Below are 13,218 nucleotides of genomic sequence, written 5' to 3'. Positions count from 1 at the left end.
GAACAAGAGAGAACAGGGACCATATGTCCAGCGAATCCTCCTTCGGCCTCATGCAGATCGGCCTCGCCACCGCGGAAGACATCCGCGGCTGGTCGTACGGTGAGGTCAAGAAGCCGGAAACCATCAACTACCGCACGCTCAAGCCCGAGAAGGACGGCCTCTTCTGCGAGAAGATCTTCGGCCCGTCCCGCGACTGGGAATGCTACTGCGGCAAGTACAAGCGCGTGCGCTTCAAGGGCATCATTTGTGAGCGTTGTGGCGTCGAAGTCACCCGGGCCAAGGTGCGTCGCGAGCGCATGGGCCACATCGAGCTCGCCGCTCCCGTTACCCACATCTGGTACTTCAAGGGTGTTCCCTCCCGTTTGGGCTACCTCCTTGACTTGGCGCCGAAGGACCTCGAGAAGGTCATCTACTTCGCTGCCTACATGATCACCAGCGTCGACACCGAGAACCGCCACGCGGAACTGCCGAACCTCCAGGTTGAGCACGACCTCGAGAAGAAGCAGCTCATCGACACCCGCGACAGCGATATCGCCACGATCGCCCGCGACCTCGAGGACGAGCTTGCCCGCCTCGAAGGCGAAGGCGCGAAGGCTGCCGACAAGAAGAAGGCCCGCGATTCCGCGGACCGCCAGATGGCCAACGTCCGCAAGCGCGCGGACGCCGAGATCGAGCGCCTCGAGCAGGTCTGGGACCGCTTCAAGAACCTCAAGGTCGCCGACCTCGAAGGTGACGAGGGCCTGTACCGAGAACTGCGTGACCGCTATGGCATGTACTTCGAAGGCTCCATGGGTGCCGAAGCCATCAAGAAGCGCCTTGAGAACTTCGACATGGTGGCAGAGGCAGAGGCCCTGCGCGACACCATCCAGAACGGCAAGGGCCAGCGCAAGACCCGCGCCCTCAAGCGCCTGAAGGTGGTCAACGCGTTCCTGACCACCAACAACAGCCCGCTCGGCATGGTGCTGGACGCCGTCCCGGTGATCCCGCCGGAACTGCGCCCGATGGTCCAGCTGGACGGTGGCCGCTTCGCGACCTCCGACCTCAACGACCTCTACCGCCGCGTGATCAACCGCAACAACCGCCTCAAGCGCCTGCTTGACCTCGGTGCTCCGGAGATCATCGTCAACAACGAGAAGCGCATGCTTCAGGAAGCTGTTGACAGCCTCTTCGACAACGGCCGTCGCGGCCGCCCCGTCACCGGTCCGGGCAACCGTCCGCTGAAGTCCCTGAGCGACATGCTCAAGGGCAAGCAAGGCCGTTTCCGCCAGAACCTGCTCGGCAAGCGCGTCGACTACTCCGGCCGTTCGGTCATCGTCGTCGGCCCGCAGCTGAAGCTGCACCAGTGCGGCCTGCCCAAGCAGATGGCGCTGGAGCTCTTCAAGCCGTTCGTGATGAAGCGCCTGGTTGACCTCAACCACGCCCAGAACATCAAGTCGGCAAAGCGCATGGTCGAGCGTTACCGTCCGCAGGTCTGGGACGTGCTGGAAGAGATCATCACCGAACACCCGGTGCTGCTCAACCGTGCACCTACCCTGCACCGCCTCGGTATCCAGGCATTCGAGCCGCAGCTTGTCGAAGGCAAGGCAATCCAGCTCCACCCGCTGGTTTGTGGCGCCTTCAACGCCGACTTCGACGGCGACCAGATGGCAGTCCACCTGCCGCTGAGCCCCGAAGCGCAGGCTGAAGCCCGCATCCTGATGCTGTCCTCGAACAACATCCTGAAGCCGTCGGATGGCCGTCCGGTGACCCTGCCTTCGCAGGATATGATCATCGGCCTGTACCACCTGACCACCAAGCGTGTTGGTTCGGCAGGCGAAGGCCGGATCTTCTCCTCGGTTTCGGAAGCCATCATGGCGTACGACGCCCGTGAGCTGCACCTGAACTCCCAGGTCAAGATCCGCCTCGAGGGCTTTGTTCCTTACGCGGGCTGGGAAGCTCCGGAAGGCTGGGAGCCGGGTCAGCCCGCGCTCGTCCAGACCTCCCTGGGCCAGGTCATCTTCAATGAGACCCTGCCCGAGGACTACCCGTGGGTTGAGGCCGTTGCGGACAAGGGTGAGCTTTCGCGGATCGTCAACGACCTCGCGGAGCGTTACCCGAAGGTCGTCACGGCTGCGACGCTGGACAACCTGAAGGACGCCGGTTTCTACTGGGCAACCCGCTCGGGCGTGACCGTTGCAATCTCGGACATCGAGGTCCCCACGTCGAAGCCGGGCATCCTTGCCGGGTACGAGACGATGGCTTCGAAGATCCAGGGCCAGTACGACAAGGGCCTGATCGACGACGACGAGCGTCGCCAGGAACTGATCGAGATCTGGAACAAGGCCACCAACGAGATCGCCCAGGCGATGCGTGACAGCCTGTCCCCGATGAACACCATCAACCGCATGGTGTCCTCCGGTGCACGTGGTAACTGGATGCAGGTTCGCCAGATCGCGGGTATCCGTGGCCTCGTGGCCAACCCGAAGGGTGAGATTATCCCGCGTCCGATCAAGTCTTCGTACCGCGAAGGCCTGTCGGTCCTGGAGTACTTCATCGCCACGCACGGTGCCCGTAAGGGCCTGGCCGATACCGCTCTGCGTACCGCCAACTCGGGTTACCTGACCCGTCGTCTGGTGGACGTTTCGCAGGACGTCATCGTTCGCGAAGAGGACTGTGGCACCGAGCGCGGCCTCATGACCGCGATCGCCGTGCCGGACTCCAACGGTGAGCTGGTCCTGGACGAAAACGTCGAGAACAGTGCCTACGCACGTACCCTCGCCGTCGACGTCCTCGACGCCAATGGTGCGGTCCTCGCCGCTGCCGGCACCGACTGCGGCGACGTCGTCATTGCCGAGCTGCTCGCGGCGGGCATCACCGAGGTCAAGGTCCGTTCCGTGCTCACGTGTGAGTCCAAGGTCGGTACCTGTGCGCTTTGCTACGGCCGTTCGCTGGCCACCGGCAAGACCGTGGACATCGGAGAGGCCGTCGGCATCATCGCCGCACAGTCGATCGGTGAACCCGGTACCCAGCTGACCATGCGTACGTTCCACACCGGTGGTGCTGTTTCCGCCAGCGGTGGCGACGACATCACCCAGGGTCTGCCCCGTATCCAGGAGCTCTTCGAAGCGCGTACTCCGAAGGGTGTCGCACCGATTGCGGAAGCAGCCGGACGCATCACCATCGAAGAGTCCGAGCGCCAGATGCGCCTCATCATCACCCCGGACGATGGCTCCGAGGAGATCGCCTACCCGGTGCTGCGCCGTTCCCGCCTCCTGATCGAGGATGGCCAGCACGTCAGTGTCGGCCAGAAGCTGATCAACGGTCCGGTGGACCCGAAGCAGGTTCTGCGCATCATGGGTCCGCGTGCCGCCCAGAAGTTCCTGGTGGACGAGGTCCAGGGCGTTTACCGCAGCCAGGGCATCGGCATCCACGACAAGCACGTGGAAGTCATCGTCCGCCAGATGCTGCGCCGCGTGACCGTCATCGAATCCGGCGACTCCGAGCTGCTTCCGGGCGAGCTCGCCGAGCGCAGCCGCTTCGAGGACGAGAACCGTCGCGTGGTGTCCGAGGGCCGTACCCCGGCTTCGGGCCGTCCGGAACTCATGGGTATCACCAAGGCGTCCTTGGCAACCGAGTCCTGGCTGTCGGCCGCTTCCTTCCAGGAGACCACCCGCGTCCTGACGCAGGCGGCCATGGAAGGCAAGAGCGACCCCCTGCTCGGCCTCAAGGAGAACGTCATCATCGGTAAGCTGATCCCGGCTGGTACGGGTCTGCCGCGCTACACCGAAGTGACGGTGGAGCCGACGGAAGAAGCGAAGGCAAGCCTGTTCACGGGCCCCAGCGCTTTCACCGATTTCTCGTACGACGCCCTGGGCGGCGACGGAGCTCCCGAGTTCCACGCCATCCCGCTGGACGACTACGATCTCGGCAACGACTTCCGCTGAGAACCGATCACGGAAGGACCCCGCACTCACTGGGTGCGGGGTCCTTCCCGTTTCGGGAGTGCCCGACGGCGGTCGGGCGGCACTCAAGTGGGCGGCAGCACCGGCGTCGTACGCTTACACCCGATTAAGGCGGGAGATCAAGCCATGCTAGAATTTTCGTAATTGTTCTGTGTGGCAGTGGATGAAGGCCGCCACGGCATCATTTTGGTTTTGTTCTCATGATGTCGGGTGGAGCCTGTTTCCGGGTTGCGGGCAACGTGCGCAACGAATGCCGCACTTTTGCACGCCCGCGGACCCTTTGGATCCCCGGCCGCATGAACAACGCCAAAGCTTTCGCTTAAACCCAGGCTGGCGCCTGGGTGCGAGGGCAGAGATCAAACCAACGGAGAACACGAAAGTGCCTACGATTAACCAGCTGGTCCGCAAGGGCCGCACGCCTAAGGTCTCCAAGACCAAGGCTCCCGCGCTTAAGGGCAGCCCGATGCGCCGCGGTGTTTGCACCCGCGTTTACACGACCACCCCGAAGAAGCCGAACTCGGCTCTGCGTAAGGTTGCCCGTGTGCGCCTCAACGGTGGCGTTGAAGTTACCGCCTACATCCCCGGTGTTGGCCACAACCTCCAGGAGCACTCCATCGTGCTCGTCCGTGGTGGTCGTGTGAAGGACCTCCCGGGTGTCCGTTACAAGATCGTCCGTGGTGCCCTCGATACCCAGGGTGTCAAGAACCGCAAGCAGGCCCGCAGCCGCTACGGCGCAAAGATGGAGAAGAAGTAATATGCCTCGCAAGGGTCCGGCCCCGAAGCGGCCGCTCGTTTCCGATCCCGTTTACGGTTCCCCGTTGGTCACCCAGCTGATCAACAAGGTTCTCATCGACGGCAAGAAGTCCACCGCTGAGCGCATCGTTTACGGCGCCCTCGAAGGTGCCCGCGCCAAGTCCGGTGGCGACCCCGTCGCCGCCCTCAAGAAGGCAATGGACAACGTCAAGCCTTCCCTTGAGGTCCGCTCCCGCCGTGTCGGTGGCGCAACCTACCAGGTTCCGGTTGAGGTCAAGCCCGGCCGCTCCACTGCCCTCGCCCTGCGTTGGCTGGTCGGCTACTCCAAGGCCCGCCGTGAGAAGACGATGACCGAGCGCCTCCAGAACGAAATCCTGGATGCGTCCAACGGTCTCGGTGCCGCTGTGAAGCGTCGCGAAGACACCCACAAGATGGCCGAGTCGAACAAGGCCTTCGCACACTACCGCTGGTAAAACTTCCCGTTCGCCGCCGACTCGACCGAGCCGGCGGCGAACGCGTAGTCCATCCGAAAGGGAGACCCCGTGGCACAGGACGTGCTTACCGACCTTAGCAAGGTCCGCAACATCGGCATCATGGCCCACATCGATGCCGGCAAGACCACCACCACCGAGCGCATTCTGTTCTACACAGGTGTGAACCACAAGATCGGCGAAACGCACGACGGCGCTTCGACGACCGACTGGATGGAACAGGAAAAGGAACGCGGCATCACCATCACGTCCGCCGCCGTGACTTGCTTCTGGGACAAGAACCAGATCAACATCATCGACACACCGGGCCACGTGGACTTCACGGTCGAGGTTGAGCGCTCCCTGCGCGTCCTCGACGGCGCCGTCGCTGTCTTCGATGGCAAGGAAGGCGTCGAGCCGCAGTCCGAGACTGTCTGGCGCCAGGCCGACAAGTACAACGTGCCGCGTATCTGCTTCGTCAACAAGATGGACAAGCTCGGTGCCGACTTCTACTTCACCGTAGACACCATCATCAGCCGCCTCGGCGCCAAGCCGCTGGTCCTCCAGCTGCCCATCGGTTCCGAGAACGACTTCGTCGGCGTCGTGGACTTGCTCCAGATGCGCGCACTGGTCTGGCCGGGCGATGCCAAGGGTGACGTCACCATGGGTGCCAAGTACGAGGTCCAGGAGATCCCCGCCGATCTCCAGGCCAAGGCAGAGGAATACCGTGCACAGCTCGTTGAGACTGTAGCCGAGTCTTCCGAAGAGCTCATGGAGAAGTACCTCGAAGGTGAAGAACTCACCCTTGAGGAACTCAAGGCCGGCATCCGCAAGATGACCATCAACTCCGAGCTCTACCCGGTCCTCTGCGGTTCTGCGTTCAAGAACCGTGGCGTGCAGCCGATGCTGGATGCTGTTGTCGACTACCTGCCGAACCCGCTGGACGTCCCGCCGATGATCGGCCACGACCCCCGCGACGAATCCAAGGAACTCAGCCGCAAGCCTTCCGCGGAAGAGCCGTTCTCGGCCCTCGCGTTCAAGATCGCGGCTCACCCGTTCTTCGGCCAGCTCACCTTCATCCGCGTGTACTCCGGTCACGTGGAAGCAGGCGCCCAGGTGGTCAACTCCACCAAGGGCAAGAAGGAGCGCATCGGCAAGCTGTTCCAGATGCACGCCAACAAGGAAATGCCCGTCGAGGGCGCTACCGCCGGCCACATCTACGCAGCCATCGGCCTCAAGGACACCACCACGGGCGACACCCTGTGCGACTCGTCCGAGCAGATCGTCCTGGAATCCATGAGCTTCCCGGAGCCCGTGATCTCCGTTGCCATCGAGCCGAACACCAAGGGTGACCAGGAGAAGCTCTCCACGGCTATCCAGAAGCTCTCCGCTGAGGACCCGACCTTCCAGGTCTCCCTCAACGAAGACACCGGCCAGACCATCATCGCCGGCATGGGCGAGCTCCACCTGGACATCCTGGTGGACCGCATGCGCCGCGAATTCAAGGTCGAGGCAAACGTCGGCAAGCCGCAGGTCGCCTACCGTGAAACCATCAAGCGTGCCGTAGAGCGTCACGACTACACGCACAAGAAGCAGACCGGTGGTTCGGGCCAGTTCGCAAAGGTCCAGATCGCGATCGAGCCGATGGACACCACGGATGGCGAGCTCTACGCATTCGAGAACAAGGTCACCGGTGGCCGCGTGCCCCGCGAGTACATCCCGTCCGTTGACGCGGGTATCCAGGATGCGCTCACCGACGGCGTTCTGGCCGGTTACCCGGTTGTCGGCATCAAGGCCACGCTGATTGACGGCGCGTACCACGATGTTGACTCCTCGGAAATGGCCTTCAAGATCGCCGGTCGCATGGCGTTCAAGGAAGCTGCCCGCAAGGCGAACCCGGTCCTGCTTGAGCCGATGATGGAAGTTGAGGTCCGCACCCCTGAGGAATACATGGGTGACGTTATTGGTGACCTGAACGCCCGCCGTGGCCAGATGCAGTCCATGGAAGATGCCGCCGGCGTCAAGGTGATCCGTGCGCACGTCCCGCTGTCCGGCATGTTCGGCTACATCGGTGACCTGCGTTCGAAGACCCAGGGCCGCGCTGTTTACTCCATGACGTTCAACAGCTACGCCGAGGTCCCGAAGGCTGTTGCCGACGAGATCATCCAGAAGACCCGCGGCGAGTAATCACCGACGGAACAACCAGGATGTTTGCCCGGGGCCCGGGGGAGCATCCAGTGCAGGCGCCGGTCCGAGGTCCAAGCCTCTGGCCGGCCCTGCGCGAACAGACTCCAGGTACTAGCATTGGTTCCTGAATCTGCAATTTCACCAAAACCAAAGCCCCCAAGTAGACTTGCTTGAGTTTCTGCCGCGAAAAGCGCGGCCGAGGAGCAACTCACTTGAAATCGTTCTAGGAGGAACCTGTGGCAAAGGCAAAGTTCGAGCGGACTAAGCCGCACGTCAACATCGGCACCATTGGTCACGTTGACCACGGTAAGACGACGCTGACTGCCGCCATTTCCAAGGTGCTGTACGACAAGTACCCCACTCTCAACGAGCAGCGCGACTTCGCGTCGATCGACTCTGCTCCGGAAGAGCGCCAGCGTGGTATTACCATCAACATCTCCCACGTTGAATACCAGACCGAGAAGCGCCACTACGCACACGTAGACGCTCCGGGTCACGCTGACTACATCAAGAACATGATCACCGGTGCTGCCCAGATGGACGGCGCGATCCTCGTTGTTGCCGCCACCGACGGCCCGATGGCCCAGACCCGCGAACACGTTCTGCTCGCCCGCCAGGTTGGTGTTCCCTACCTGCTGGTCGCCCTCAACAAGTCGGACATGGTTGAAGACGAAGAGCTCCTCGACCTCGTTGAAATGGAAGTTCGTGAGCTCCTGAGCTCGCAGGGCTTCGATGGCGACGACGCTCCGGTTGTCCGCGTTTCCGGCCTGAAGGCCCTCGAAGGCGACCCCGTCTGGGTCAAGTCCGTTGAGGACCTCATGGAAGCTGTCGACGAGTCCGTTCCGGACCCCGTACGTGACCGTGACAAGCCGTTCCTGATGCCGATCGAAGACGTCTTCACCATCACCGGCCGTGGCACCGTTGTTACGGGCCGCGCCGAGCGTGGTACCCTCGCGATCAACTCCGAAGTTGAGATCGTTGGTATCCGCCCGATCCAGAAGACCACCGTTACCGGTATCGAGATGTTCCACAAGCAGCTCGACGAAGCATGGGCCGGCGAGAACTGTGGCCTCCTGCTCCGTGGTCTGAAGCGCGACGATGTCGAGCGTGGCCAGGTTGTCGTCAAGCCGGGTTCCATCACCCCGCACACCGACTTCGAAGCCAACGTCTACATCCTGTCCAAGGACGAAGGCGGACGCCACAACCCGTTCTACTCGAACTACCGCCCGCAGTTCTACTTCCGTACCACGGACGTGACCGGCGTTATCACCCTGCCGGAAGGCACGGAAATGGTTATGCCTGGCGACAACACTGAGATGACCGTTGAGCTCATCCAGCCGATCGCTATGGAAGAGGGCCTCGGCTTCGCTATCCGTGAAGGTGGCCGCACCGTTGGTTCGGGACGTGTTACCAAGATCATCAAGTAGTTTCTGCTTGTAGATCGGCAAAGGATCGGTTGCCTGGCAGCCGATCAAGAGCCAAAGAGAACCCCGCCACTTCTGTGGCGGGGTTCTTTTTTGCTATGGTTTATCTATCGAATGGATAAATCGGAAGATCGAGGCACTTCGCTTCGAACGGCCGCTTGTGGATCGGAAGGGTTGCGATGGTTGGCTTCCTTGGCATCATGCTCGCGTTGGCCGTGACGGTAGTGACCGGGCTCATCTGCTACTCCCAAGGGAAGGCGAAAGGCTGGATTCTTGCGGAGATGCAGCGCGGGCCGTTGGAAGTTGATCGTGCGGCCGTGTACCGCTCGGGCTTTCTGGCGGGTCACCTGGCAGGGTGGCGCGACGCCGAACGCCGCCCCGACGGCGGTCAGTACCATGCCGGCGAACAGTCGCACGACGGCGGCAGTCGATTTCAGGCCGACGGCTACCGTAGCGCCAACTTGCCTGAAAGGTCCGGGTCGACCGGGAGTTCGCCATCGGCCGGGGCTCCAGCGTCGTCGCCGGCTCAGCAACAGCGAACTCCTATTCCGACTCCGCCGCTCGTTACTCGGCCACGTCTTACCCAGCCCGTACCGTCCATGCCGGCGTCCCCTATGTCACTGGGAGGGAGCCTCCCCAGCAATCAACCCGCTGTGTCACCGGAACAGATCCAGGCAGAACGCGCGGCCCGGAAGCAGCGGAGGGATCGGCAGAACATCAATGTCACCCTCTATGTCGCGAGCCTTCTCCTGGTAGCGGCTTCGGCGTTGTTCATCGCTACGAGCCTCCCCGCGGTCCTACGTTTCGCGGCGGTTTGGGTTGTCACGGCAGCTTTCTATGGCGCAGGCTTCGTTCTCCATGCAAAGGCTCCACGGCTGCGACCTGCCGCCATCGCTTTTGCCGGCACTGGCTTGGCGTTGATCCCTGTGACCGGCCTGGCGATGTACGAATTCGCTTTGCACAATGGTCCGGCCGCGTGGCTGGTGACCTCGGTGGTGGGTACGTTCGCATACGCCGTGGCCGCTGTTCGCCTGGACAGCCGGGTTCTGGCTTTCCTTTCCCTGAGCTTTGTGGTGTCCACGGCATGGTCCGGTGTCTCCCTGCTTGGTGGCGCTCTGGTGTGGTATTTCGCTTCGCTGATCGGACTTGCCGCGCTGCTGACGCTCGTTGCCCTGCGCAGGCCCGGTTGGCTGCCGCCCGTCTACGTGCGGCCGTTGATGGTCCTGCATCCTTACGCTGTTCCGTTTGTCGCCTTGGCTGCCACGTTCGTTCCCCAACACCTCGGTAAGGGGGAGTACGCGGCCCTTATGGCGATCTGTGGAATCTACTTTGCGGTGATGGCAGCCCTTCCGCGTGCTTCCTTCCGGCGTGAACAGTTCTATGCCGCACGCGGTTACTTCACGCTGGCAATGCTGGCGGCAGCCGTTGACTCAGGTTTGGACTTGCCGCACGTTCTGGTGGTCGCCGTCGTCATATTGGCACTCCAGTCGCTCTGGGTTGCCTTCGACGGCAAGCGCCTCAGTGTTTGGTTCCCGGAGCCCGAAGGGCGGACCGGGCTTTCGCGCTGGAGGGTTGATGCGCTCGTCTGCTTCGCCGTGCAATTGGTGGTTTCCTTCGCCGCAGTGTGGGCTATCGTCGCCCGCCATTCGGAAATGCCACCTGGCGCGCCCGTCTTTGTGGCTTTGGTGTGTGGCGTGCTGCTTGGATGGAGGATCGGCGGGTTCGCGGAATGGATACCGGTGCCGGCCTTCGCTGTGGCCGTTCCGTTCCTTGACGAACTAGGAGGATGGACCACGGCGGCTTTGCTTGCCTTCGCGGGCGGCTCGTCGTTCCTCCGGGCGTGGTGGTCCGAAGAAGCGACAGCGAGGACCTTCGTCTTGGCCGGCCGCATCGCCCTTTCCTTCGCGGTCCCGGCCATAGCGGCTGGTGCCGTGCCGGACACTGAAACCCTGCCGCGCAGCACCGCGGTGCTTCTTGCCTTCCTCGCAGCCGCGACGTCGCAGCTGCTCTTGGAAGCGGGGCTAATCCGCGCCGGGGTCAGGACCATTGCACCTGGTATTTGCGTCACGGTCTTTGCGGCCGTGGGCATGGCGGTTCTTCCTGTCCTTTTCCTGATTGAAGCTATTCCGGGCCGACCAATGGCAACTGCGGGGACTCTGGTGCAGGTTCTCGGGGCCGCAACGGCTTCCTGGGTGCTCTTCCCGCGAGGCTCTGCGAATTCACCGCGCACCGCGGTAGTGATCGAGTTGCTTGCGCCGCTTGCCTTCGGATGGGCGGTACTGCTTTCCTTTCGCGCGGACAGGCTGGCTCTGGGCAACACAGTTCTCCTTGTCGCGGTGCTGTACTTCGCGGCCCAGGCGCTGCGGCTTCCGCGGGACGTGAAGCGCCGCGCCTACTGGTGGGCTGCGCGATTCCTGTTAACCGTGCTTGCGGGAACCGGCTACCTGCAATTGCTCCAGGACGGGGGAGGAGTGGTGCTCGCGGGCGAGAAGGTCCAGCTCGCCGTCGTCGTTTTCGCCGCCCTCAACCTCCAGCTTGTGGTGCCGCTGATTGGCGCGCTCCGCGGCGCGGACCGCGCACTTGCCACGGTGGAAGCCGCAGTGGTGCTGCCGTTCATGGCCGGTACGCTCGCCTGCCTGAGCATCGCGCAGGACTTCTTCGGAGCCATCCCCGCAGGCAGCTGGCAGGGCGCTGCGCTGTCCGTTGTCCTGGCGATTTCGACCGCGGTTTCCGCTTTCATACTGCGGACGGAAGGCCTTTCGGCGGCCTTCGCACCGGCAGCGTTGGCGCTCCTGGTGGTCATGCGCGTCGGCCAGGTCCACGACGTCGAGTGGGTACTCGCTGTTTTCGTGGTTTTCAGTGCCGTTATGGCGGCCGCAGCTTCCGGACGGATGGCGAGGGGCGCGTACTTCATCGCGGCCCGAGTACTCGCGACAGTCCTCGTGGCGGTGGCCGTACGCGATCTCGGCGCTTCCGCTACCGTGGCGTCATTGACCTTCGCCGGCGTGTTGGTGGCACAGCACATCATCCGTTGGCTCGTCCGGAGGCGGCTCCACGAGCTTCCGTTCCAACAGGCGGCAGTGTGGGTGACGCTTGCTGCGCAAGCTGTTTTGCCGGTCACTTATCTTGCGCAGCAGGGTTCCGACGACGGCGGGCGCTGGGTCCCGCAGCTCGAGTTTGCGCTGCTCCTGGTAGCGGCAGTCGTGGCGCAGCGGGCGTTCGCGGCCCGCGGTGCCGTTTACTTCACGGTTCCCGCGGCGATTGGCATGGTTATGTCGGCCGGTCCGGCTTTCGCCTTTCCCGCACATACCTGGCTGGCTGAGCCTCTTCTGACCGAAAGCCAAGTTCCGCTGGTGTTGCTGGCTTTGGCGCTTTTGGCGACATCCTGCAGACTGCTTGTCCGGCATGTACGTGCCATTCCCGAACGATGGTTCTGGCTGGTAGCCGCGCTCTCGTTGACCATGGCCGGAGGGCTTCTCGCTGTTGATGCATCGCATCGGGTCCTAGGCATCGCTTGTCTCGTGCTGGCCGTCGTGTGTTTCGCCGCCTCCCATCTTGAGGGCATGCCGGGCTTCTATTCGATCGCTTCGCCCGCGGCAGCTATTGGCGCGACGATCGTCGCCCGTTCGATCTTCCCGGAGGCTTTGGATCCGTGGCGCGCTTTCCTCCCGTGGCTGGTCGGTTGCGTTGGCTCGGCCGCAGTCCTTTATGGCCTGCGTTGGTCCCGGGTCCAAGGCATCCGCACGGAGCCATGGCGGAGGATGCCGCTCGCAATCACGGCTGGCGGGGGAGTGGCATTGGCCGCGGCCACAGCACTCCGGCACGACGAGACCGCCCTCGCCGGCGCTGCTCTGCTTGCCGCAGCGGTGGTTGTCGCGGTAGTGGGAGGTTCCGCCCGGACTGAAGCTGGCGTGCTTCGAGATCGGTTCGACCATGGTGCTCGCGGCCGCCCAACGGGCACTCCTTTTTGCGCACGGAGCCACGCCGGAGTTGTTCTGGGTGATTCAATGGTTGGTTGTTCTCGCGGCCTTTTTGGCAGGGGTGCGCTATTTCGCGGGGAACTCCCGGTACGGGAAAATCAGGTGGGGCATCGCAGCCGGTTTGCTGTCTATCAGCAGCGTCTATTTGATTGTTCCCGATTCCATGTTGCAGGGCCCAATTTCTTCGGCCGGCTTCCTCGCCGGCGCCGAATACTCCGGCTCCGCGTTGCCGCAACTCTGGGTCCTGCTCGGGTTCGCCTCCATGCTGTTGGCTGGACTCTTGGCGTCGGAGCGCCTGTTCGTCTGGTGGGGAGCCGCGGGAGTCGGCCTCAGCATCATGTGGGCGCTCCGCTCTTACGCCTTCGCGATGCTCGCGGTGATCGCGCTGACGTTGATTGTGTTGGCCGTCTGGCGGCTCAACCGGACCGCGCCCTGATAGCGTTGCTTCTTGAAGGAGAGTGAC

The 13,218-nt window shown here is 63.1% G+C and carries 6 protein-coding genes; all 6 read left to right on the top strand.

Annotated elements, in window-relative coordinates; all coding sequences use genetic code 11:
• Window positions 1-23 precede the first annotated feature (23 nt).
• The 6 genes from ABCW42_RS15680 (at window position 24) to ABCW42_RS15655 (ending at window position 13,217) form a co-directional block, all read left to right on the top strand.
• Window positions 24-3,923: a DNA-directed RNA polymerase subunit beta' gene (locus tag ABCW42_RS15680; RefSeq protein ID WP_133202384.1), complete on the top strand. Its 3,900-nt coding sequence runs from the start codon at window positions 24-26 to the stop codon at window positions 3,921-3,923.
• 397 nt (window positions 3,924-4,320) lie between these two features.
• The gene (rpsL, locus tag ABCW42_RS15675; RefSeq protein WP_009358312.1) at window positions 4,321-4,695 is read left to right on the top strand and encodes a 30S ribosomal protein S12; all 375 of its coding nucleotides are present in this window, start codon (window positions 4,321-4,323) and stop codon (window positions 4,693-4,695) included.
• A gap of 1 nt (window position 4,696) precedes the next feature.
• Entirely contained in the window at window positions 4,697-5,167 is a 471-nt protein-coding gene (gene rpsG / locus ABCW42_RS15670; protein ID WP_059387355.1) for a 30S ribosomal protein S7, read from the top strand.
• 69 nt (window positions 5,168-5,236) lie between these two features.
• Window positions 5,237-7,351 (top strand): elongation factor G, encoded by a 2,115-nt coding sequence (gene fusA / locus ABCW42_RS15665; RefSeq protein ID WP_423182063.1) that lies wholly within the window; start codon window positions 5,237-5,239, stop codon window positions 7,349-7,351.
• Window positions 7,352-7,587: 236 nt separating this feature from the next.
• Window positions 7,588-8,778 (top strand): elongation factor Tu, encoded by a 1,191-nt coding sequence (tuf, locus tag ABCW42_RS15660; protein WP_423182062.1) that lies wholly within the window; start codon window positions 7,588-7,590, stop codon window positions 8,776-8,778.
• A 650-nt stretch (window positions 8,779-9,428) separates the two neighbouring features.
• The gene (locus ABCW42_RS15655; protein WP_423182061.1) at window positions 9,429-13,217 is read left to right on the top strand and encodes a hypothetical protein; all 3,789 of its coding nucleotides are present in this window, start codon (window positions 9,429-9,431) and stop codon (window positions 13,215-13,217) included.
• Window position 13,218 lies beyond the last annotated feature (1 nt).

Origin of the sequence: Arthrobacter sp. NyZ413, from assembly GCF_049390645.1 — a bacterium.
Taxonomy (GTDB): Bacteria; Actinomycetota; Actinomycetes; order Actinomycetales; family Micrococcaceae; genus Arthrobacter.
Note: the sequence above shows the minus strand (reverse complement) of the source record. Positions and strands in the feature narration are given on the sequence as shown.

What these genes read in the sequence shown, in the direction of transcription:
- ABCW42_RS15680 (WP_133202384.1), top strand. Translation starts at nt 24, where the DNA reads ATGTCCAGCGAATCCTCCTTCGGCCTCATGCAGATCGGCCTCGCCACC.
- rpsG (WP_059387355.1), top strand. Translation starts at nt 4,697, where the DNA reads ATGCCTCGCAAGGGTCCGGCCCCGAAGCGGCCGCTCGTTTCCGATCCC.